Origin of the sequence: Brevibacillus brevis, assembly GCF_022026395.1 — a bacterium.
Classification (GTDB): domain Bacteria; phylum Bacillota; class Bacilli; order Brevibacillales; family Brevibacillaceae; genus Brevibacillus.
On sequence record NZ_CP041767.1, the window covers coordinates 5,077,910 to 5,101,241 of the forward strand.

22 protein-coding genes are annotated in these 23,332 nt (G+C 48.9%); 9 read left to right on the forward strand and 13 right to left on the reverse strand.

The window, feature by feature from the left end; all coding sequences use genetic code 11:
- Positions 1 to 56: 56 nt before the first annotated feature.
- The 3 genes from ald to FO446_RS24165 form a co-directional block, all read right to left on the reverse strand.
- On the reverse strand, positions 57 to 1,181 hold the full coding sequence (ald, locus tag FO446_RS24155) for an alanine dehydrogenase (protein WP_047073211.1): 1,125 nt from the start codon (positions 1,179 to 1,181) through the stop codon (positions 57 to 59).
- 131 nt (positions 1,182 to 1,312) lie between these two features.
- Positions 1,313 to 2,551, reverse strand: a complete 1,239-nt coding sequence (locus tag FO446_RS24160; protein ID WP_237899299.1) for a PucR family transcriptional regulator — start codon at positions 2,549 to 2,551, stop codon at positions 1,313 to 1,315.
- Positions 2,552 to 2,632: 81 nt separating this feature from the next.
- Positions 2,633 to 3,202, reverse strand: a complete 570-nt coding sequence (locus FO446_RS24165) for a helix-turn-helix domain-containing protein (RefSeq protein WP_237899300.1) — start codon at positions 3,200 to 3,202, stop codon at positions 2,633 to 2,635.
- 227 nt (positions 3,203 to 3,429) lie between these two features.
- Between FO446_RS24165 and FO446_RS24170 the strand changes: the two genes are divergently transcribed.
- Together FO446_RS24170 and FO446_RS24175 are read left to right on the forward strand one after the other, a co-directional pair.
- Positions 3,430 to 4,731 carry an MFS transporter gene (locus FO446_RS24170; RefSeq protein ID WP_173609943.1) on the forward strand — a complete coding sequence of 434 codons (1,302 nt, stop codon included), beginning with the start codon at positions 3,430 to 3,432 and terminating at the stop codon, positions 4,729 to 4,731.
- Between the two features lie 17 nt (positions 4,732 to 4,748).
- Entirely contained in the window at positions 4,749 to 5,735 is a 987-nt protein-coding gene (locus FO446_RS24175) for an ornithine cyclodeaminase family protein (RefSeq protein ID WP_237901089.1), read from the forward strand.
- A 68-nt stretch (positions 5,736 to 5,803) separates the two neighbouring features.
- Here FO446_RS24175 and FO446_RS24180 read toward each other — a convergent pair whose 3' ends face one another.
- Both FO446_RS24180 and FO446_RS24185 read right to left on the reverse strand, forming a co-directional pair.
- A complete protein-coding gene (locus FO446_RS24180) occupies positions 5,804 to 6,157 on the reverse strand; it encodes a response regulator (protein ID WP_173609941.1) in 354 nt (117 codons plus the stop codon).
- Positions 6,158 to 6,276: 119 nt separating this feature from the next.
- Positions 6,277 to 6,468 (reverse strand): hypothetical protein, encoded by a 192-nt coding sequence (locus FO446_RS24185; protein ID WP_173609940.1) that lies wholly within the window; start codon positions 6,466 to 6,468, stop codon positions 6,277 to 6,279.
- A gap of 174 nt (positions 6,469 to 6,642) precedes the next feature.
- Between FO446_RS24185 and FO446_RS24190 the strand changes: the two genes are divergently transcribed.
- Together FO446_RS24190 and FO446_RS24195 are read left to right on the forward strand one after the other, a co-directional pair.
- Entirely contained in the window at positions 6,643 to 7,653 is a 1,011-nt protein-coding gene (locus FO446_RS24190) for a BMP family ABC transporter substrate-binding protein (protein ID WP_237899302.1), read from the forward strand.
- Positions 7,654 to 7,658: 5 nt separating this feature from the next.
- Positions 7,659 to 9,479, forward strand: coding sequence for a sensor histidine kinase (locus tag FO446_RS24195; RefSeq protein WP_221867836.1), 1,821 nt, complete (start codon positions 7,659 to 7,661; stop codon positions 9,477 to 9,479).
- Here FO446_RS24195 and FO446_RS24200 read toward each other — a convergent pair.
- Complete coding sequence (locus FO446_RS24200; RefSeq protein WP_237901090.1) at positions 9,476 to 10,276, reverse strand: alpha/beta hydrolase family protein; 801 nt, start codon at positions 10,274 to 10,276, stop codon at positions 9,476 to 9,478. The two genes, FO446_RS24195 and FO446_RS24200, sit on opposite strands and share 4 nt — an antisense overlap.
- Positions 10,277 to 10,281: 5 nt before the next feature.
- The gene (locus FO446_RS24205) at positions 10,282 to 11,169 is read right to left on the reverse strand and encodes a LysR family transcriptional regulator (protein WP_173609937.1); all 888 of its coding nucleotides are present in this window, start codon (positions 11,167 to 11,169) and stop codon (positions 10,282 to 10,284) included.
- Between the two features lie 118 nt (positions 11,170 to 11,287).
- Here FO446_RS24205 and FO446_RS24210 point away from each other — a divergent pair, with 118 nt between their 5' ends.
- Entirely contained in the window at positions 11,288 to 11,674 is a 387-nt protein-coding gene (locus tag FO446_RS24210; RefSeq protein ID WP_221867835.1) for a rhodanese-like domain-containing protein, read from the forward strand.
- 53 nt (positions 11,675 to 11,727) lie between these two features.
- Here the strand turns inward: FO446_RS24210 and FO446_RS24215 are convergent, their stop codons facing one another.
- From FO446_RS24215 to FO446_RS24235, 5 genes are all read right to left on the reverse strand, one after another.
- A complete protein-coding gene (locus tag FO446_RS24215) occupies positions 11,728 to 12,141 on the reverse strand; it encodes a S1 RNA-binding domain-containing protein (RefSeq protein WP_173609935.1) in 414 nt (137 codons plus the stop codon).
- Positions 12,142 to 12,268: 127 nt separating this feature from the next.
- A complete protein-coding gene (locus tag FO446_RS24220) occupies positions 12,269 to 13,387 on the reverse strand; it encodes an acetate/propionate family kinase (protein WP_304502566.1) in 1,119 nt (372 codons plus the stop codon).
- Positions 13,388 to 13,448: 61 nt separating this feature from the next.
- Positions 13,449 to 13,952: a VanZ family protein gene (locus FO446_RS24225; RefSeq protein WP_173609934.1), complete on the reverse strand. Its 504-nt coding sequence runs from the start codon at positions 13,950 to 13,952 to the stop codon at positions 13,449 to 13,451.
- Between the two features lie 110 nt (positions 13,953 to 14,062).
- On the reverse strand, positions 14,063 to 17,311 hold the full coding sequence (locus tag FO446_RS24230; protein WP_237899305.1) for an efflux RND transporter permease subunit: 3,249 nt from the start codon (positions 17,309 to 17,311) through the stop codon (positions 14,063 to 14,065).
- Entirely contained in the window at positions 17,304 to 18,551 is a 1,248-nt protein-coding gene (locus FO446_RS24235; RefSeq protein WP_237899307.1) for an efflux RND transporter periplasmic adaptor subunit, read from the reverse strand. Before FO446_RS24235 ends, FO446_RS24230 begins: the two co-directional genes overlap by 8 nt.
- Positions 18,552 to 18,817: 266 nt before the next feature.
- Between FO446_RS24235 and FO446_RS24240 the strand changes: the two genes are divergently transcribed.
- The 3 genes from FO446_RS24240 (at position 18,818) to FO446_RS24250 (ending at position 21,079) form a co-directional block, all read left to right on the forward strand.
- Entirely contained in the window at positions 18,818 to 19,510 is a 693-nt protein-coding gene (locus FO446_RS24240) for a CoA transferase subunit A (protein WP_015893185.1), read from the forward strand.
- A 46-nt stretch (positions 19,511 to 19,556) separates the two neighbouring features.
- Complete coding sequence (locus tag FO446_RS24245; protein ID WP_173609931.1) at positions 19,557 to 20,213, forward strand: CoA transferase subunit B; 657 nt, start codon at positions 19,557 to 19,559, stop codon at positions 20,211 to 20,213.
- Positions 20,214 to 20,314: 101 nt separating this feature from the next.
- On the forward strand, positions 20,315 to 21,079 hold the full coding sequence (locus FO446_RS24250) for an alpha/beta hydrolase (protein WP_173609930.1): 765 nt from the start codon (positions 20,315 to 20,317) through the stop codon (positions 21,077 to 21,079).
- Here FO446_RS24250 and FO446_RS24255 read toward each other — a convergent pair.
- Positions 21,057 to 22,271, reverse strand: a complete 1,215-nt coding sequence (locus FO446_RS24255) for an MFS transporter (RefSeq protein WP_173609929.1) — start codon at positions 22,269 to 22,271, stop codon at positions 21,057 to 21,059. The genes FO446_RS24250 and FO446_RS24255 overlap by 23 nt on opposite strands.
- A 125-nt stretch (positions 22,272 to 22,396) precedes the next feature.
- On the opposite strand from FO446_RS24255, the gene FO446_RS24260 reads away from it, so the two are divergent.
- The gene (locus tag FO446_RS24260) at positions 22,397 to 23,290 is read left to right on the forward strand and encodes a LysR family transcriptional regulator (protein WP_237899309.1); all 894 of its coding nucleotides are present in this window, start codon (positions 22,397 to 22,399) and stop codon (positions 23,288 to 23,290) included.
- Positions 23,291 to 23,332 lie beyond the last annotated feature (42 nt).

The window sequence follows — 23,332 nt, forward strand, 5'->3', positions numbered from 1 at the left end:
CTGCTTGCCGTAAGCTCGGACAAGCAGTTTCTTCTATCATCTATTTACCGTTGAAGCTAGTTTTTCACCAGCAAAACTTCTTCGATAGAAGCATACGGCAGGTTATGCGCATCTGCGACAGCCTTGTAAGCTACTTTACCGTCGATGACGTTTACGCCTTTCGCCAATGCTTTGTTGTCGCGAATCGCTTGTGCGTAGCCTTTGTTTGCCAATTGTACCGCGTAAGGAACGGTTACGTTGGTCAGGGCCAATGTAGATGTACGAGCGACTGCACCAGGCATATTGGCTACCGCGTAGTGAATCACACCGTGCTTCTCATAGGTTGGCTTGTCATGAGTCGTGATGCGGTCAACGGTTTCAATCGATCCACCTTGGTCAATCGCAACGTCTACGATCACAGAACCAGGTGACATCTCTTTAACCATGTCTTCTGTTACCAGACGCGGAGCACGAGCACCTGGAATGAGTACAGCGCCAACCAGCAAATCTGCTTTTTTCACAGCGTTTGCGATGTTGAAGGAATTGGACATCAGTGTCTGAACGCGGCCTTGGAACAGGTCATCCAGTTGGCGCAGACGGTCTGCGTTTACATCGATAATGGTTACATTTGCACCCAGTCCAAGCGCCATTTTCGCTGCGTTTGTTCCGACGATCCCGCCGCCGATTACGACTACCTCGCCTTTTGGTACGCCTGGTACGCCACCGAGCAGAACGCCTTTTCCACCGTATTGCTTTTCCAGGAATTGCGCGCCGATTTGAACAGACATGCGGCCTGCTACTTCAGACATCGGCATCAGCAGAGGCAGAGCGCCATTGTCTAGCTGAATGGTTTCGTAAGCGATTGCAATCACTTTTTTATCGATCAATTCACGAGTCAATTCAGGCTCTGGTGCGAGATGCAAATACGTGAACAGAATCAGACCCTCGCGGAAATATCCGTATTCAGCAGGGAGTGGTTCTTTTACTTTCATTACCATGTCAGACGCCCATGCCTCTGCTGCTGTTTCTACGATCTCAGCGCCTACTGCCTTGTAATCTTCATTCGTAAAACCACTGCCTTGCCCTGCACTTGTTTCTACACGAACGGAATGTCCGTTTTGTACCAGAGCAGCTACACCTGCTGGGGTAATGGCTACGCGGTTCTCATTATTTTTAATTTCTTTTGGAATTCCAACGATCATGATAAGTATGTCCTCCTTGGAAACGCCAATTTCTTTGCGGTTACTATTATTGTACAGCGTATCTTCGGGCATACTCCTTGGAGATTCCTTTAATTTTAGCGTCTTTTCATTTGTGAAAATTCACAAACAAACTACTGTTCCCCATCTAATTTGGCTATTTTCAACTCTAAATATAAGGCAGCCCGCTGGTTCATATTGTCGAGGTCGACACGCATGATCTCTTCAATTCGTCTCAGTCGGTAGCTCAACGTATTGATGTGGATATGCAAACGCTCTGCTGTCTTGTTGACCTTGCCAGCGGCATCCAAAAAAGTCTCCAATGTCGTCAAGAGCATGGTCTGGTTGTCGCGATCATACTGTCTAAGCTTTTTCAGACGTTCATTCTGATAGCCCTGCTCCTCTTCCCACTGTTTCAGTTGTAGTAAATATCGATAAATCCCAAGCTCGTGGTACCCGTGAATCCCTTCATTTTCCTGCGGAAACAACTTCTTGATCTTGAGTGCATGCAGCGCTTCCCTGTAGCTTTTCACAATATCCGTATAGGACTTGTAATCTCTCCCGTACCCGGCAATCACCTGGCGTCCTTCCGTGACATGTGCTTCGAGCTTGCCGAGCGAGTCGGCGAGAAACTGTTCCACCTTGCGAATGAGCACGTCGCTCTTGTCTTTTTTCGCATCGGATAGACCGATCAACAAGATGATTTGCGAGCCGTCGACAACCCAGAGCAGCTTGTCACGCATTAATAACGGATACAAGTACTGATCCAGACGAGCTCCCGCCGCTTCAATAATACAGATTAAATAACAGGTCGGAAGCTGCATCTGCAAGGTGTCCGCTTTTTGCCGAATGACAGCCTCACTGCTGTGATTCCCCAGCAACAGCTCCCACAGAAATTCCTTACGTCGCTGTTCCTCCGCCTTGCGTTTCCCCTGCCGCTGGATGAGACGCGAGACAGCTACGCGAGCTGCTTGACGAAGAATTTCGTCATCGTCCTGGGTAATCGGTCGATTCACCTCTTGTGCCCAAATGTAACCGAGCACGTCGCTCCCTCTGCGAATGGCAATTGCCACGCGCTTCCCCAAGCCGATTTCGTCCTTGGCCGGGATGTGTACGGGGTCGTCTTTCGTTAACAGCTCCTGGAATACGCCGTCCTTCCAGAGGCGCGTCAGTACTTTTTCCGGTACCCGTCGCCCCATGATGGTAGACCAGCGCGCTTCGTCTGTGCTTTCTCCGTGTGAACTGTAAGCAATCAGTTTATGATCGGCATCTTCAACCGTTATCGGATTTTGCAAAAGTTCACCAATGACATCAGCTAATTCGTCGATATCAGCATGCTGATACTGTTGAAAATAGTTAGGCTCTACGGGCACACTTTCACCTCTTTACCGCTCTTTTCTACGCGTTCCTCTATTATAGTAGAAAACATGACTTCGCTAAACGCTCTCGCTCAATTAATGAGGAGCGGTCGGAATCCTGTCACTGTCATGCGAATTGACACAAAGGAATTTAGTGACCTCGCCTGTACGGTTCACCCAGTTGTGCGGTACGGAGGATTCCATGTGAATGCTGTCGCCAGGGAACAAATCATGCTCCTCTTCCCCGAGCAAAAGTGTCAGCACACCATCGAGGACGTAAATAAACTCTTGCCCCTTATGTGCAAAAGGCGTGCCTTTCTCTCCGTGCGGTGAAAGCGTGACGAGAATCGGTACGAGCGACGGATTTGCCAATTGACCGGACAGGTCCTCATACATAAATGGCGCACGCTGAAGCTGGGATCGCGCTCTGCTCGCCCTGCGCACCCGCTCATTTCCTCCAATCGACTCGCCCGAAAAGAAATAGCCTGGGCTCACTCCCAAGGCTTCCGAAATTTTTTTCAATGACTCCAGCGTAATGGAAGACTTCCCACGCTCTACTTGGGACAAAAAGCTGATCGACAGCTGTGTTTTTTCCGCAATTTGTTTGAGTGTCTTCTTTTTGCCGACACGAAGCGATTTGATCAATACACCAATGGTAGGTTCCATTTGCATACCTCGCCGTAAAAAGGATAGGTCTATCATACTCTTTCCTGAAAAAAGCTGTAAAGTTAGCATAAGGATCAATTTTTACTATTGCTCGAAATTATATTGCATTTTATAATCTTTACTATTATCAGATTTGTAATCGTTTTATTTTTAAAAATTGAAGTAGTACTTCACTTTCTTGAATTGAAGTGACACTTCAATATCTACTGACAAAGGAGGATTACCCGATGGCATTACAAACACAAGCGGGCGTTTCTAAAAAGGTTCAAAACAAAGCGTTGGTCGCGAGCCTGATTGGCAGCTCCATTGAGTGGTTTGACTTTTTTCTGTATGGAACCATGGCATCGCTCGTATTCAACAAGCTATTTTTTCCTTCTTCTGATCCAACTGTAGGCTTACTGCTCTCTTATCTCTCATTTGGTCTTCCCTTTTTCATCCGGCCTTTGGGTGGCGTGATCTTCAGTCATATCGGGGACAAAATCGGTCGTAAAAAGACGCTTGTCTTGACGTTGTCGCTGATGGGAGGTGCTACCGTCCTGATCGGTTTGCTGCCTGATTACAATGCCATTGGCATCTGGGCTCCCATTCTTCTCGTGCTGATGCGTTTGATTCAAGGCTTGGGGATCGGCGGTGAATGGGGAGGTGCATTGCTTCTCGCCGTAGAGTACTCCGGCAAAGGCAGACGCGGCTTTTTTGGAAGCATCCCGCAAATGGGGGTAACGATCGGCATGCTGCTCGGCACGTTGGCCATTTCTTTAATGAGTGCGCTTCCCGATGATCAATTCATGTCTTGGGGCTGGCGAATTCCATTTCTGTTGAGTGCAGCGCTTGTCTTTTTAGGACTCTGGATTCGCAATGGCATCGATGAAACACCAGCTTTTCAAGAAGCAAAAAAGACGGGGAACATTGCGAAGGTTCCCATCGTAGATACATTTCGTTACCACTGGAAAGCCGTTCTGATTGCCGTCGGAGCCAAAGTGGTAGAGACGGCGCCGTTCTATATTTTCTCGACGTTTATTATTGCCTACGCGACGAACTACTTGGGCTACGACCGAATTACGGTACTCAATGCCGTGACGATCGCCACATTGGTGACAACCATCGCGATTCCGTACATGGGCATACTGTCGGATAAAGTGGGAAGAAAGCCTTTGTATATCGCGGGAACGATAGCGATGATGCTGTTTGCATTCCCTTACTTTTATATGCTGTCATGGAAATCAGCCCTCTGGCTTACCGTCGCTACCGTCATCGGACTCGGGATTCTCTGGGCTCCAGTCACAGCCGTATTGGGTACGATGTTCTCCGAAATTTTCAGTACGAATGTACGCTATACAGGGGTAACGGTCGGCTACCAGCTCGGTGCTGCTTTGGCGGGCGGTACTGCTCCACTGATCGCTACTGCCTTGTTAAGCTCCTTTAACTCCTGGGTGCCAATCGCTTTGTACATCGTCATTTCCGGGGTTATTTCTCTTATTGCGGTTTCTGCTACGAAGGAAACAAAGGACTTGGATTTGGACGAATCCTGATGGAAAGGAAGAATGTCATGCTCGTATTAAGCCGTGAAAACATTGAACAAATTTACACGATGAAAGATTGCTTGGAAGATGTGGAGCAGGTCTTCCGTGAGCATATGCTGGGGAACGTCACCACCCCTGTTCGTACTGCCATTGACCATCCGAAATACGGAGCAACCAGTCTATATATGCCGTCCTATTTGGAAACGGACGATTATGTAGCGGTAAAAATCATCAGCATTTTCCCCGAGAATTACAAGCACGATATCAAAGCCCTCCAAAGCGTGATCGTGTTGACCGAAACAAAAACAGGGCAGCATGTAGCGATGATGGACGCAAGCCTGTTAACGATTATGCGCACAGGTGCAAGCAGTGGCGTTGCCACCAAATACTTGGCAAAAGAAAATGCGCAAAGCTGCGCTGTATTGGGCTGCGGGGCACAATCGATCGGACAGATTCAAGCCGTCATGGAGGTCCGTGCGCTGACAAACATTTATCTCTATAACCGCACTCGTGAGAAAGCAGACGAAATGAAACAAACACTCCTCTCCCTCTACCCGGAGTGGCAAGGCGAAGTCACGGTTATGGATGATGCCAATGAAGCGGTGGCAAATGCCGAAATCGTGATTTGCAGCACCAAGGCTACCAGCCCGTTGTTTGATGGAACACACTTGCGTCCCGGTACGCATATCAATGCCATCGGTGCTTTTCTTCCTCATATGCAAGAGGTCGACTTGACTACCGTACAAAACAGCAAAGTTGTGGTGGATACACTGGAGGGAGCTCGGCACGAAGCAGGCGATCTGCTCATTCCGATCGAACGCGGAGAATGGAGCTTTGAACAAATGCACGCTGAGCTGGGGGACATTCTGATTGGGAAAAAGCCTGGCCGAGAAAACGATGAAGAAATCACGCTGTACAAATCTGTGGGGATTGCCTATTTGGACACAGCGGTTGCCAAAACGGTCTTTGAACGGGCGAAAGCCAACGGCATTGGAACAGAAATCAGCTTGTAAATATCATGACTTACAGAAAAACAGCCGCCCTCCCACCCGGGATTTGGCGGCTGTTTGCTTTTTCCTGTTTACAAAAGTCGTGCGATTGCATCGAGAATCTGCTCTTTTTGAAAAGGCTTTACGACGAAATCACTCGCTCCTGTCCTCATCGCTTCCAGCACCTTCTGCCGATGCCCGACTGCTGAGCAGATCAAAATTTTGGCATCACAGTCAAAATCCAGGATGTGACGCATGGCTTCAATCCCGTGCATGTGCGGCATGGTAATATCCATGGTCACAATATCTGGCTTGAGTTCCTTGTACTTTTCAATTGCCTCCAAACCATTGCTCGCTTCTCCACAAACTTCATGTTGCTCGCCTAACATATCCGTCAGCACCCTTCTCGTGAAGGCTGCGTCATCTACTATCAGCAATCGGGCCATGCAGTCTTATCCCCTCGCATCTCGCTTGCTATTCTACTTCCTACTTTTGCAGAAATCGCAAGTCTTGTCCACGAGAGAAAATGACTTCTTTTGTCGAATAGCGCCAAATCCGATCGGCATTATGAAATAAATCCGATTCGCTCGCTGCTCTCATTCGAACCGCTGTCGTTGGCGGGGTCGGCTGTCCCGATCGACGCCAAAGGGCTATCTGGTTTTGGGTGTGGAGTGGTCTCTCCAATCTCCGGTCGATCGACCTGTGTAACCTCATCAGGAATATGAATCTGGGGGATTTCCACCATATCGTTTTCCATCGCTTCTACGCCTCCCTTCTGTTTCCTCTTGGTAGGGGGATATGTTCTCCATATGCTTAGCCTGTCCGTATCCCTTTTTTCCATGCACAACCCTCAGAGAACCGATATAATAGGCATGACGTGTATCTATATTTTCAAGTGGATTATGCTTTTTTTTCTATGGAGGAATCCCGCATGCCAAAGCTGCTGCCATTTCCCGTCTTATTTACCGGTTTGGTAGTCGGGCTGCTTCTGCTCATTACCAGTCAATTCATTACAAGCATGAAGCATCTCGATAAAGTCATGAATAAAAGCAGCCATTCTTCTGACAAAGTGCGTGTCGCCCTATTGCTGGAGGGCCCCACTTATGATCAGGGCTGGAACAGCAGTGCACTGGAGAGTATGACAGAACTGCAAAAAAGATTTAACTTTTCACTCGAAATCGCCAATAATATAAAACCGGAGCAGATCAAAAAGGTGGCTGAGAAATATGCAGCCAACGACTATGATCTCATACTCGGTCATGGCCTCATCTTCTCTGATCCTTTTACAGACGTGGCTCTTCGCTATCCGAAATCACATTTTGTTTCCTTTAATGGAGAGGCTCCGCATCCAAATCAGACGACGATTCGTTACGATATGAAGCCTGCCGGCAAGCTTGTCGGTATCCTAGCCGCGAAAATGACGAAATCGGATAAAGTCGGATACATCATGGTAGACAAGCCCACAGAGTTAACTCAAGTAGAAGGCTTTATCGAAGGAGTGAAAAAGGCATCGCCTAAAACCACTATCGTTGTGGGAAAGGTTCCTGATTTTAATGATATTGCGGGGGCCATTCGCACGACTCGCGACATGATTTCACAAGGGGTGGATGTCATCTACACCACAGGCGACAGCTTCAATCTCGAAGTGATTACAGAAGCGCAGCGGGCAGGAGTATTTACCATCGGATATATTGCCGATCAACGCTATATCGCTCCGGAATACGTGCTGGCCTCCATGATGCAGGATGTTCGTCAGTGCTACCGCATCATCATGGAACAGTTTATTCAAGGGGATCTCCCCAATGGAAAAGTCATGTACGGCCTTGCCGAAGGGGTCAACCGTCTCAGTCAATTCGGACACATGGTTCCAGATGATGTACGTGAAGATTTAGAACGGGAACTGCAAAATCTCATTCCTTCCCGTGGCTCGTATGGAGGTTAATCAGCATGCCCCTTTTCAGCAATCTCGGATTTCAGAAAAAAATCATGCTCAGCTATCTCGTAATGATGCTTCTCATCGGCTGCGTAACGACCCTGTTCAGTTATCAAATGACAAAGGTCACCTCTGATGAAGTGTATTTGACACAAAACCTCTTACCGCAAACGAGTGCCTTGTTGGAAGTCAAAAACCAGATATACACCAAGACCTATGCGTTGAACATGTATACATTGACACGCGACGAGTCTTACCTGGACCAGTACTATACAAATCTGATCGATACAGCTCGCTTTTCCTCGCTTCCCAAAACCGAGGCGAACAGTGGCTTGTTTACCATTATTGAATCGATATCAAAACTAGACTTTATTTTTTTGAACAAAATCAATCCGTTGCTGCAAGCAGGGAATGTTCCTGCCGTCAGCTATGTCCTTTCCAATGAAGTACAGCCATTGCTCGATCGGTTGGAACGAGATCTGTCTTTTTCACTCAATCAGCTGGAGTATCAGACGAATAAAGAGTTTCAGAATTCGAATGAGAGCATCAAAGTTTCGTTGATCCTGACGTATACGGTTTCCGTAGCCTCTATCTTGTTTGGGCTATTCTGCACGTTTTACTTCCGCAATGAGCTTTTGCGCCCGATCCAGTCTCTGATGCAACAAGCCCGTGAAGTATCGAAGGGAACATTCGGTCAGCAAATTGTCTATACCCATCAAGATGAATTCCTAGAGTTGGCCCAGGAGTTCAATAAAATGTCGAGTAGCATCGCCAATCTATTCGCACAAGATGAAAGGCAACGGCAAATTTTGACCGAAGAAAAAAACATCCGGGAGCAAATCTTAAACTCTCTGCCTGTTGGAATTATTACTCGCTCCCACGCGACAGTCGGTCTTCATGTAAACCAGTTGGCACAGCATTTGGTCAAGCTCGACGATCACGGCTACCCCGTGTCCAAGGATTCCTTTGAAGCACCCACAGGCAATGAGCCGACTCCCTGGTTCGTCAATCGCAAAATGACTTTGTACAAAAAAGACGACACACCATTCATTGCTCTGGTCTCTTACATCCCTTTACACAATCATCACCACGATCAGGAAACCGGGTGGATGGTCGCCTTCTTGGACATTACGGAGCAGGAGCAAATTCAAGAGTACTTGAATCAATCCGAGAAGCTGGCCATGGTCGGTCAGCTGGCAGCGGGGGCCGCTCATGAAATTCGCAATCCGCTAACAGTTATCTACGGCTTTATTCAGCTTTTGGAACAGCGTTTATCGAATCAAGAGCGCGATTTGTACTATTTGCCCTTAATCTTGCAGGAAATTGAACGGGTCAACCGCATCGTGACGGAGTTGCTGATGCTCTCCAAACCATCCAAGCCCGATTATCGCGAGGTTGCGCTAACTGGTGTCATTCATTCGATTCTTCCCTTGATGAATGCCGAGGCTATGCTGCATGGGATTGAAATCGTAGATCGCTGTGATCCCGGCATTCGCATTCATGTCGATGTCGAGCAATTAAAGCAAATCCTGCTTAATTTAATGAAAAACAGCATTGAAGCCATGAAAGACGGCGGCATTCTCTCCATTGAAAGCCGCCTGGATAATCAAGCTGTCCATATTCATATCAGAGACACAGGAGAAGGCATTCCCCAAGAATATCTGGTGCGGATATTCGATCCGTTTTTCTCCTTAAAAGAGGATGGGACAGGACTGGGGCTGCCGATTTCCCGACGAATGGTCGAAAACCACGGTGGGGAGTTGCACGTGAACAGCAAGCTGGGGAAAGGAACGGATATCATCATTACGCTGCCGCTTACACCAAAAGAAGATTAGACTTGCGCATCCAGCCAAGCAAACATTTTGCGCGTATACATCTCCATATCTTCCCCGACAAACAGATGGCTGGCCCCTTGCGCCAGCCATTTTTCATACGGTTTGCCTGCCCGTGTCAGCGCATCTGCCAATTTATGAGCATGCTCCACCCCCACATTCTCATCTTCCGTTCCATGTATGATCAGCACAGGGCAAGAAATCTCGTCCATCCGATACAAAGGTGTCCGATAGCGGTAAGCATCCTCCTGCTTTTGCGGATGACCGATGATTCTGCGCAGCATCCTTCTCAGATCAACCCGCTCCTCGTAGGTCAAAAACATGTCGCTGACACCACTCCATACGACGCAAGACAGCATGCCCTTGCACTCCATTGCGGCAAACAAGGCCATGATGCCACCTCGTGAAAAGCCGTAGACGCTGATTCGCTCCTCGTCCACCTTCTCCATGCTGCGGAGCAATTCAAATGCGGCAAACACATCATGCCTGTCTGCCCCACCGAATTCATCCCGGCCCTCTCCGCCTTCGTTGCCACGGTAATGAGGAGCGAGAATCACGTAGCCAAAAGCAGCCATCTGACTGATTCTCTCTGGTCTGACGCGCCCTACACCTTTAATCCCGCCTCGGCAATACAAGAGAGCCGGCAGACATGCTCCCTCCTGAAAATAAACCTCCGGCACAGCCAATGCAGCTTTTACCAGCAAGTCTTGACTATAGTAGCTAACGGTATAGAGCCGCACTCCCTGATGGACTGTCTCCTCAGGTGTACATGCGACAAATGGTGAAGTATCTAGCTGCATCCTGCTCACGATTCCTCTCTCTGTGATCTCGTAATCGTATCCACAAGCGTCACCATGGAAGGTGATAGCCATTTCTTTTTATGATAAACAAGCTGAATGGAAAACGGCGCCTTATTTGACTGAAACGGGATGGCTCTGAGCACCCCTTCTGTTAGCTCTCTCTTGACCGCCATGAGCGGCAGCAATGCCACACCCAAACCACAGCGTACACACTGCTTGATCGCTTCCGGATTGCTGAATTGGCAGGCGATTCGTTGGGTCATCCCAACCTCACCAAAAGCCTCCAGCAGCATGCCCCGATACGTACAGCCTTCTTCGGTCAATACAAGCGACTCCCCGCTCAAGTCATGGACAGTGAGTACAGTGGCTGTTGTGAATCGATGAGCGGGTGGCATGACGATCACCAATTCTTCCTCACGAATGACGTGGGTGACTAACTCAGGGTCTGTACAAGGGCGATCGAAAATGATCCCGAAATCGAGATAACCATCCCTGATCTGTTGCACAATTTCTGCTTCGCCAGCCGTCCGCAATACTAAATCAACCTGAGGATATTGCTGGCAAAAAGCCTGTAAATACGGTGGCAGAAAGAACGCCGCCAGTGTATCAATCGTCCCAATGGCAATGGGGCCTGTCGTCTGTTGCTTGATCACTTCTTTAGATTCCCCATACAGACGAATCAATTCCCGTGCGTACGGCAGCAAGGCTTCTCCTGCTTGCGTCAGTCGCAGCTTGCGCCCGTATCGTTCAAATAGCGGGGCTCCATACGACTGCTCCAGCTTTTGCATTTGTGCCGTTACCGTTGGCTGAGCATAGCCCAGTTCTTCTGCTGCCCGTGTAAAACTCCCATACCGGGCTACTTCGCGAAAAGTATGTAAATAGACCAGCTCCATCCCGCTTCCTCCCATAGAAATCAGTAATGATCCTCATTGAATAGTATAGATAACTGTGATGATTACTTCAATGCTATGCTGTGTACATCACCATCACATGTACCGAGGAGGATTGGATATGTCCCTTGTATTACAAACACCCGCCGCGTCACCTGAAGTAGCCCGCACTCATTTTCTCGACAAGCTGTCTCTTGAGACAGATGTCTCTGATGTATGGAATGACATCCAGAACCGCGTGGAAGGCTTTTACATCCTGGATGCTCGCAGCGAGAAAGCGTATCGGGATGGTCACGTTCCCGGTTCTTTGAATCTCCCTCATTCGCTTATTTCCGTTGAAACGACGGCTGCGCTTGACCCGACCAAGCTCCTGGTCGTCTACTGCTGGGGTCCCAACTGCAACGGTGCTGCAAAGGCTTGCGCGAAACTGGCCGCTCTCGGCTTTCGAGTAAAAGAGATGCTCGGCGGGATGGAATATTGGGAAAAGGAGGGGAATCCTCTCGAATAGGAAACGCAAAAAAGGACGGGAGCTGATCCCGTCCTTCTTAGTTATCGCAAGGCTTAGTAGCCGCGTTTTGCGTTCTTTTTGTTGATTGTCGCAAGGTTCTCTTCGCTGTGCTTCAACCATTTTTTCATTTTGTCTTCGAAAGAAGCTCCGCTTTCTCGTTTTGCATTCCCTCCGCGGTCGCCTCCACGATATCCACCACCACGGCGTTCTTCACGTTCCGGACGCTCAGGCGCTGGGAGTGCTGCGCGAACCGAAAGCGAGATTTTACCTGCATCATCAATGGAGAGTACTTTTACCTTTACTTGTGCCCCCACGGTAAAGTGATCATTGATATCCTTAACAAAACCGTTTGCTACTTGGGAAATGTGGACCAGCCCCTGCTCCGTTTCGCTGACTGCTACGAACATCCCAAACGGTTTAATCGCTGTCACTTTTCCTTCGATGATGCTTCCCACTTGTACTGCCATCCAGTTTGCACTCCTTTTATTTTTTCAGAAAAATGGTGAGAACCTCAAACCAGAAGCCTCATTCTCTTAGTATAGCAGAGAAATTCCAATACTGAAAAGCCTATTCTTTCTAGGTGCATACTCCAAGCTAGTTATGTCCCAGTTCGAATGCATCCATTGCCATAACAAGTTCTTCATTTGTTGGAATTACCATGACTTTTACCGGGGAGTATTTCGTGCTGATGAATGTCTCCCCTTTGCTGGTGCGGTTTACCTCGCGATCCAGGTTTACCCCGGCAAATTCCAGACCAGAGCACACCAATTCACGCACGGCAGCACTATTTTCTCCAACTCCTGCTGTAAAGATAATGCCGTCGACTCCATTCAGTCGAGCAAGGTACAGTCCCACATGCTTATGCAGGATAGTGGTAAATAATTCCAGCGCAAGCTTGCTGCGGAGATGCCCCTCTTCTGCTTTTTTCATAACGTCGCGCAAATCATTGGATACACCCGATACGCCCATGAGACCGCTCTTGTTATTCAGAATCTTAATAGCGCCAGCCGTGTCGGTCTTTTCAATTTCCTCAATGTAAGGGATGATACCTGGGTCAATGTTTCCGCTGCGCGTACCCATGGACAAACCTGCCAACGGTGTCATCCCCATCGACGTATCATAAGATTCACCATTTCGGATCGCTGTGATACTTACCCCGCTTCCGATGTGGCAGCTGATCAGACGAAGCTGCTCTTTCGGGCGACCCATCATTTCTGCTGCACGACCCATTACATAGCGGTGAGACGTTCCATGGAAACCGTATTTGCGAATACCGTATTGTTCGTAGTATTCATAAGGCAGTGCGTACAAATATGAGGATGGTGGCATCGTTTGGTGGAATGCTGTATCAAAAACAGCTACGTGAATCAAATCAGGAAACAGACTTTGAGCAACTTCAATCCCGGTTAGGTTAATGGGGTTATGAAGCGGGGCGAAACGTGACAGGTTACGAATTTCTTCTTTTACCTGGTCGTTGACAATAACAGACTGCTTAAATGCTTCTCCTCCGTGGACAACACGATGAGAAACGATATCTATCGAATATTGTTTGAGGGATTCAAACACTCCCCGAATAGTATCTTCATATTGGCCACGCTGGATTTGCTCCAAATAATCATGCGCGATCAATGTTTTGGAAGGCATTTCATAGAGCTTGTACTTCACTGAAGAACTTCCGCAGTTCAGTACAAGAACATTCTTTTTTTCTACCACGATCTAATCCACTCTCCAATCGTTCATCACAGCCTTCTCATCCATAGGATGGATAGGCTTCCTACATTTTATAACGATATGCTCTTCGTGAATACAGGTAATTGAGAGCAATTATCAACAACATCGTGACAGATCCAGATGCATCGAGCAATACATCCTGCACCATTCCGGTTCGATCCGGTGTAAACGTCTGGTGCCATTCATCCAAAGCAGCCGTCATCACACTGCAAAAAGCGCTCCAGGGCAGTGCTTGCCCAAACGAGAGATGATTCGAAAACACGCGATACCAGCTAAAAGCCAAGAGGGCAAAAACAGTAAAATGTGTCCCTTTCCGTATCAAGAACTCTATAAAACCAGCGGCTCCCTTTTCTTCCAGGCTCACATCTTTGCCTCCGTAAGGAATGGATATGTCGCCTATACGGTTCTGCAAGCTCTGTTCGTCCACTAGCTTGTCTATCGTCCCTCGCATGTCTTGTTTGGCGTATGGCTGTGAAGAGGAAATAAACAACCCAAGCAGAATGGCAATCAAAAGCAAGTAATCCCATACTTTCCGATATCGACGCACGTGTTTGCTACCCCCTGCTTTCGATTCTCTTTCCTATCTTACCATGACGCATACCTGGTTAGTCGGTTACAGCTACGTGAACGATTGAAAAAGAAAAACGCCAACCTTTTTTAGCGGTTGGCGTCATGTGTAGAAGAAGAAAGAGGCAAGAAGTCCTCTTGTTTAGGAACATACTCCCGGGAATGGTGGTTCGAGGCTTCGGCTTGCCCTGTTTTTGGTGAGCGGGCTTGTTCCCGTTTTCTATCTTTGAAATCACGGCGACGTACCTGGTTGTTCTCCCACCAAATCCGCAAATGACGGGCGAGGATCGGCAAGGACATCTCAGAATGAGCAGCCTGTTTTTGCACAGCTGCATGTTGCATACCAGGAAGAAGTGCCATAGTGGCAAAAGCCCCCATTAGTATGCCAAACAACAATACGCTGGCGAAGGACGCAAACGAATCATTCCCATTACCCAAGCCCCCAGCAAGTGGAAGGCTGGCTAACGCAATCGCCAAATATATCCCAGCTTGATTGACCATGGTGCGTTTGGCCCCCAGCTTGATACCGTCCCAAACCCGGTCCTGTTCGGCTTGGGCCTTGTACAGCTCATCCATCGTAAGAAGTGCCTGCAACACGATGACGGCAACGGCAGCCACCATACCGTAGAAGCTCATCACGTTCATAGGTCGATCCAACCACAGCAATCCCAGCGCAAAGCCTCCAGTCAAGACTGGCAAGAGAACGAGGGCAAATAATCCATCGCGCGTTCTGCGTTGCAAAAGCAAGCTCATGATAAGTACGAGGGCAATCTGACTGCCAATCGTCAAGAACCTGCTGCTCCAATCAACCGTATTGAGCTTTTTCTCCTCCAATTTCTTCAACTCATCATCGTTATATACCGTGTAGCCTTCGGGTATCGTCATTTTTTCTTGCATGGAATATGGAATGATGTAAGACCACAGCTCAATTCGGCTTGGGTCTGAGACGGCACTGCTTACCTTGAAAACATACAGTCCGTCTTCCCGTTGATAAATGGGCGGTTCGCTGCCGATCGACCAATCTACCAGCTCAGATAATCGCACCGTACCTTGTGAGGTTCGAATCAAAATATTTTTCACCTGATCCGGATAGTCCATCCACCCGTCAGGGAAACGGACGTGGATAGGTACCTGACGCTCGTTCCAATAGACACTGCCAGCTGTTTTTTCTCCCAAATAACTCTCCAGTTGTCTCTTGATCTCCTCTTGCGTAATCCGGTAGCGTGCCAGCATCTCTTGTTTTGGACGAATATCGATAAAGGTTCCCTCTGAACCTGAACCGATTCGTTCATCTGTTACAAGTTCTCGTCCCTCTTTATCCTTCGCACTCTGTTTTTCCATGAATGCCAATACTTCATTGGCAATGTTCTGCGTCGTTTGCAAGGATGGCCCCATGATCGTCAAGACGAGACGAGTTGCCTTATCTTTATTAATGACCAGCGCAAACGGATCTGTCCGAGGAATATCTCGCAGCTCTTTGTCCAGTACTTTTTCCAAGTCCGAAACCGATTGCGTCCAATCGTATTTGTCCACGAGCTTTAGCTGAAAGCTCAGATTTTCTTCGGAGGCAATCGTGTAGACATCTCGGACTTCGTCAATGGCGAGCAAACGCTCCTCAGCTATTTGTGCTGCCCGCATGGCCTCATCGATGCTGCTTCCCTGCACCATTGGCAACGAAAGCGACTTGTCTGCATAATCAAGCTTGGCGTACGGATCTACCAAAATAAACGACTTGAGCAAAAAGACAAAGACAAGCGAGGCAACCAGTGTGATTCCATAAGGCAAATACCCTTGTTCCACCAGTCGTTCCCAACGATTTTGAAAATAACTTGTCACTTTATTGGAAGCCCGTGGTGTTTTCTCCACTACTCGTTCGGAAGCTTCCAGCCACGTTCCTGTCAGTACCGGCGTGATAAATCCATAGATAAGAATAAGGGCAAACGTCCCTAGCAAAAGAACGGGCCAAGCATCGTACAAGACAACCTTGTCTTCCGCCTTGAGGAAATCAGTAAAAACGACACCTGTCCAACAGGCTGCCACCACCACAACCGTGAGCAAAAACGGCTTCATCAACCCCCATGCCACTTGCAAACAACGAACAAACGAGTACGAGGGCAAACCTGAAAACTGATGAAACAACGCAGAACCTGCTCCTGTGAACAATAGCGAAAACAATACGAGTGGGCCCAGCGTGGAGAGCGTCAATGGGATTCCCCATAACCACATGCCTCCAAGTACACTGCCGACCGCAAGTACGTTTGCCAAAAGCGCGAGTACAGCCCCTGCCCATTGTTTTCGGGTCAGATACAAAAAGAGCGAACAGATGACAGCGGATAGAGCCGCCAGTATTCCAAGCTGTCTCAATGCACTGGTGATTGTCTGCGCGTCGTCATGAAACAAATCGAGGCGGTATTTTCCGCCCGAAGCCTGATTCAACTCGCCAACCGCTTCCTTTACTTGCTTGCTGATTACAGGCAATTGACCGACATCTGCTGCATACACTGTGATGCCTAATGCAGGCGAGCCACGATACATCCCGATTTGTTCGCCTTTGCTCCCGCGTCGATCACGAATGTCAGCCAACATATGTAATGGCACGTATCCTTTATCGGTGGAGATCAAGTGCTTGCCCAGATCTTGCAGCCCTTCCGATTTACTCGTCCATTGAATCATGGTTCGATCCTTATCAGCTCCAACAGAGCCTACCTCTTCCCCAACCACATCTGTCGGCAGTTGCGACAGAACATCAGCAGGTGTGAGCCCGTAGGCGAGCAGCATGGACGGTCGGAAAATGATATCTACCTGCTCCTTCAAGGCTTGCTTGTCCATTTCGATACGAGCGATTCCTGGCAGATTGATCAATTTGTCGTAGACAGTATTTCTGGTAACGTCAGACAAGGTCTGCAAGTCTGTGCCGTACAGGACATAAAAACCAATTTTACTATCTGCCAGATTGCTTTGACTGACGCTCCACTCCTGCACGGGGAGCTGCTTCGTGATCTCTCCCAGCTTCTTTTCCAACCGTTCCTTGTAATCCGAACCGATTTGTTCCGATGTTTTAACAGTAATAACCGCCGACCCTGTCCGAGATTCGGTAGCTATCGTAAGCACTCTGCCTAATGAACGCACCGATTCCTCTACTTTTCTCGCGACCGATTCGTCTACTTCCGCAGAAGAGAGTTTGGGGGCCGAGAGACTGATTGTATATTCTGGCACAGACCGATCTGGAAACGTCTTGATATCCAGCCCGAACCAGGATCCTGTCGCAAGTAGACAGCAAATGACCGCCAGAATGCGGGCAAAGGAGGGGACAGTCGCTAAAAATGTCTTGTTATTCATCCGCCACCTTCACCGCCTCACCATCCACTACATACGACAAGCCTGCAGCAACAATCTGGTCACCAGGTGCGAGACCTTCCACTACCTCGTAGAAGGTTCCTTGCAAGGCCCCCACTTTGACAAACGTCTTTTCCACTGAGTGTTCATTGATTTTCATGACGTAATATTCTTCATCAGAGACACCGATGCTGCTAACAGGAACGAGCGCAACATTTGACGCTGGCAGCGGATACTGACAAGTGACAGTCATGCCACCCTTCCACGCTACATTCTTGCCGTCTACGGTCACCTCGACTGGATAAGACCCCAAGCCGGTATCCATAACAGGTGAGACAAATGTCACTTTTCCTTCTGCTTCACTGCCGTCCGAAGCTTTCACCTTTACCACTTTACCTGCCTGCCAATGGGCGACTTGCTCCCTTTCTACCTGTAGCTTGACAAGCCAGGAGCTCGTATCGACCATTCGAATGACTTCGGTCCCAGGTCCAGCTTGCTCCGACGCTGTCTTGGAGATCGCTGCAACCACGCCTGTAAACGGAGCTTTGATCACTGCGTCAGCCGCTTCCTGCTTCGCGCGGCTCAATTGAACATTGGCTTGCTGGACACTTGCATTCGCTTCTTCGATATCCAGTGGATCGGCGCCCTTCAGCAGATTGTTGTACGCCACTTGTTCTTCTTCCAGACTCAGCTCGGCCTGTCGCAGCGCCGACGTCAACTTGTCTTTTTCATCCTTCGAGATGGCTCCATTCGCATACAGAATCTCCGCTTTGGTGAGCTCGTCGCGAGCCTTTTGCATCTGTTCTCTCGCTTTTTCTACCTGCAGCTTCTTGGTCTGCACCTCATGGCTCTCCGGTCCCTTGGCAGCCTTTTCCCGCTTGATCGCAGCACTTGCTACCTGTCCCTGGGCTGCGTGAATTCCTTGCTGCAAGGCCGTACCATCTAATGTCGCCAACGTCTGCCCTGCCCTGACAGTGGCTCCTTTTTCCACGAGAATGCCTGAAATTTTGCCTGAGGCGCCAAATGATAATGCCAGCTCCTGACGCGGTGCCACCACACCCGCTACTTCCATCAGACGCTCACCCTTGCCATTCTCCACCGTATACGCACTTACCGTTTTCACCTTGATGACCGTTTCTTCTTTCGTCCGCTTCAGACTTGAGACATCCTCATTTAGCTTTTCGCACCCTACGAGCAGCAGGACCACAACCGTGAGACTTATCCATTTATTCGTATTTTTCATTCCTGCAACCCCACATTTCCACCTGAATCTTCCTATGCTGATCAAAAAAAACGACGAATATTGACAAAATATATTTTACAGAAAAAAATGGTATAGTTGTACTACTTTTCTGTCATTTTACATTATTTTTTATAATCCAAATGTCTCGTCACTTGTTTGTAACTCGTATCTAGTATGATAGAAGGGCAGGAAAACGGGGCAACTGCATCGCCCTATTGTTAGCGCTTACAAAAATCCTTTATTTCTTCATGGTGGGAGTGATCGTCATGGCCAAAATTTATACGTCTTACACGGACATCGTGGCTGATATTCACGATGGTGCCACTTTATTAGTGGGCGGCTTCGGACTGGTAGGAATTCCGGAGAATCTGATTATCGCCCTGCGGGACAAAGCAGTGAAAAACTTGACCGTTGTCTCAAATAACTGTGGGGTCGATGATTGGGGACTCGGTCTCCTTTTACGAGAAAAGCAAATCAAAAAAATGGTCTCCTCTTATGTGGGAGAAAATAAGGAATTCGAACGTCAATTTTTGTCCGGTGAGCTCGAAGTCGAGTTGACGCCACAAGGGACGCTGGCGGAGCGAATTCGTGCAGGCGGAGCTGGCATTCCGGCATTCTATACCCCGGCTGGAGTCGGCACACCTATCGCTGAAGGACGGGAAACGCGCGATTTCGCAGGGAAAGAGTACCTGCTTGAATATGGCATCACAGGTGATTTCGCACTGATCAAGGCGTGGAAGGCTGACAAGATGGGCAATCTCGTCTTCCGCAAAACAGCCCAAAACTTCAATCCGATGATGGCAGCAGCGGGAAAAATCACTATCGTCGAAGTGGAAGAAATCGTAGAGACAGGTGAACTGGACCCTGAGCATATTCACACACCAAGCGTCTATGTGCAACGTGTGATACAGGCACCTTCGTTCGAGAAACGCATTGAACGGCGCACTGTCCGCTCATAGAGAGCAAAAGAGAGAACCGGATTACATTCAAGGGAGGAAAACACAAATGTCGCTTACACGTGAGCAAATCGCCACTCGTGCCGCCGGGGAAATAGAAGATGGCTTTTACGTAAACTTGGGGATTGGAATGCCCACGCTCGTCGCCAACTACATCCCGGAAGGAAAAACAGTCGTTCTGCAATCGGAAAACGGCTTGCTCGGAATTGGCCCTTACCCGACGGAGGAAAACCTCGATCCTGATCTCATCAACGCCGGAAAAGAAACCGTGACGGCTATTCCAGGTGCGGCCTACTTCTCCAGTGCTGAATCGTTTGCGATGATTCGCGGTGGCCATATTGACCTCGCTATTTTGGGGGCGATGGAGGTTTCTGCTGCGGGTGATCTCGCCAACTGGATGATTCCTGGAAAAATGGTCAAGGGCATGGGCGGTGCCATGGATCTCGTCCACGGCGCGAAAAAAATCGTCGTCATTATGGATCATGTCAACAAGCATGGTGAGACAAAAATCTTGAATGAATGTGCTTTGCCTCTTACCGGAAAGAAGGTTGTCAACCGGATCATTACGGACAGAGCTGTCATAGACGTGACACCAGACGGGCTCGTCCTCGTCGAAGTAGCAGAAGGTTATACAGCGGAAGATATCCAAGCCTGCACGCAGCCTACGCTCCTTATCTCTCCAGAACTAAAAACGATTGGGTTGTAACCTATTTTTCAGGTACAGAACCCCTTTTAGTAAATAGCCGACTTCATCGCAGCCGCGTGAAGTCGCTTTTTCTTTCCTTTTTTTGCTTGGTGTTGGCACACTTGCGCGGTCGCCTCCTTCTGACCTTTTCGTATATAATATGGATGATCCATCAAATTTCCCAATATCTGAGAGGAAGAGATTCCATGTCAGGAACAGTCGGTTGCTTACTCATCCATGGATTTGCCGGAGACATCAACGATATACTCCCACTCGCCAAAAAGCTTCGCGAGGCTGGCTATCAGGTGGAATGCCCTACCTTGGAGGGACATGGGACCACTCGTCGTCACATGGCAAAAAGCACCCGCCACGACTGGCTCCGCTCGGCAGAAGAAGGCTACAAGCGACTGTCCATGCGCGCTGACACCATCGTGGTTATCGGATTTTCCATGGGGGGACTGCTCGCCTTTCACTTGACGACGAAATACCCCGTCGCCCTGCTGATTACCATCAACACCCCTTATAAATATTGGGATGTCAAAGAGGCGATGCATTATTTGCGTGAGGATTTCTCTACCCACTCCAAACGCTACATACATGGCATCGGCAGAATCCCTATTAGCAGTATGCTGCAATTTCGCAGGCTGTTGGCAGAAACGAAGCCGCTTTTGCCTCAAATTACAACCCCTTACGTCCTGCTGCAAGCAAGGCGAGACGATACTGTACACGCCGTAAGCGCCCAAATACTCGCAACCAGTGTAGACGAATCTGCCTCCCCGCAAATCACCTGGTACGAGCATTCGAACCATATGCTGCTACACGGTCCGGACAAGGAGGCAGCCATTGCTCACGTCATGACAACAATTAAGAAGCGCTTTCCATCTTGATCAGCTTCGGTCGGCCCAACCATACCAGGCCGACCAGAAGCAAGATGATCGCTATTCCGGTGTACATTGGACCCAAACCAACCTGTTCATCCAGCCAGAAGGCCAAGAGCGGACCCAGAGCCGCGCCCAGGTCACTTACAACTGAGTATTGTGTCATTACTGCCTGGCTGTTGGCCTGTCTCGCAGCTTCATCTGCCGCAAGAGTATCCATGACGGTCGTGATAATCGTCGCGCTCAGCTGGATGCCGAATAAAATCACAAACCATAGCACAAGCGAAGACGTTGCCTGCAACGAGCCAAACAGAACAGAAGCGACTAGCAACGTCCCGATAAATAGATTCGTCCGGCCATGCCTGTCCGACAATTTGCCTACCAATGGGGCAGCCCACGGCTCCCACCCCCAGCGAATGCCTTGGATCACACTCGCAATCACCGCTGCCCCCAACACGACTTCCCCAATCATGATAAGCGGTTCGCGGACTTCGATCACTCTGCTTAGCGTGGAGGTAAACACTCCCTGGTACACCATCGTGACGAGCAATCCCGTCATCAGCGTCAACAGCACCTGCGCCTGACTCCACAAGCGTTTCCCTGTATCCATCTGCTTCATGTCATTCGGATGCTGATTGGTAAAGGAAGGACGTATATAGCGAAAAACAAGAATGAATGCAAACAAGGAAGGTACCGCAAGTGCAATAGAGGTAACAGAAAGCCCATACCAAGTGGCAAGCAGCGCTCCGACCAGCATGCCGCCCAGACTGCCCAATCGATACAATCCATTGTACAAGCCCATGAGTTGCCCGCGATTATGCCCTTCGGAAACACTTACGATCAAGGAATACGCACCTAGCCTTAAAAATGTCCAAGCGACTCCCCATAAGCATCGCATCAGAAGCCACAGCCAAAAGCCTTCCAAGCTGTACGAAAGTGTCGTCAGAAAAGCCAGCACCACTGCCACAATCAAACCTGTGCGTCCACCCGAGCGTTCATACCATTTCCCAACAAGAGGGCCGATTGGTACACGGATGAAGCGGTTCACCGCAAGCAATACCCCCACTTCCCACAGCGATGTTAATCCTGCCTCCTTCCAGAAAAGAGGAAGCACTACATACAGCATCGAATCTCCTATCATGCATAATGCTGTCACCAGTGCGACTGCCACGACTTGTGTCTTTCCACTGACTTCTCTCATCTCCTGATCCTTCTCTCTGCTTGTTTTTACGTCTTTCTGAGCTATACCTTACGCGCAATCACTCATCATTTCTAATACATCTTTATCTATCACTCATAAATAAAAGTTATGAATCGAGGTACAAGATGAACTTACATGCTCTCCGCATTTTCGTAGAAGTAGCGTCACGAGGCAGTGTCACCGAAGCAGCAATCGCACTCTCGATCAGCCAGCCTGCCGTAAGTGCCCAAATCCGCAGGCTTGAAAGTGAATTGGGCATGACCTTGCTCATCCCGGATGGTCGCGGCATTGCTCTCACCTATGAGGGGCGCTTTCTCTTTGAAAAGTCACGCCGCATTTACGACTGGGAACGCGAAATCGAATCACATCTGACAGAAATCAAACAAGGGAAGAAAGGACGGCTAAGGATATCTTCTACCTATCTCCCCTCCCATTATCTCGTGCCACAGTGGCTGGCTCAGTACAAGCGCGATTATGAAGGGGTTGAGGTAGAAATTCGCACGCGTAATTCCATGCAATCGATTGAACTGCTTCTTAGCTGTGAGGTCGATGTGGCCGTTATTATCAAGGAATCGTGGGATGAGCTGCCTATCAATCGGCATCATCTGATGGACGTACCCTATTGGTTTATTTTGCCCGCCCATCATCCGCTTTCAGGAAAAGAGATCCGTATGGAGCAGCTCGTGGAGGAACCATTTTTGTTGCGGGAGCAAGGCAGCTCTACTCGCGATTGGCTTTTTACCCTCTGTCGCGAGCATGGTGTGAAACGTCCGCAGATCGGTATGCAGTATCACGGACTGGTCGAATCTATCCACTCCGTTCGTGCGGGATATGGGACGATGTTGGCTCCTGCTCTGGCCGTTAGGGAAATGGTAGATCGTGGCGAGGTCGGGCGCGTAATCGTGCCAGGAGTAGAGATTAAGCGACCCTTGTATGTCTGCACGCGTAACGATGAGACAGAGGAGCGGCCTGTTGTTGCTCAGTTTCTGGAGTTGGTAAAGCGTGAAAGACTGACTTGAAAATAAGAGAATCAAAACGAAAAAAAAGGCTTTTCCGCAAAG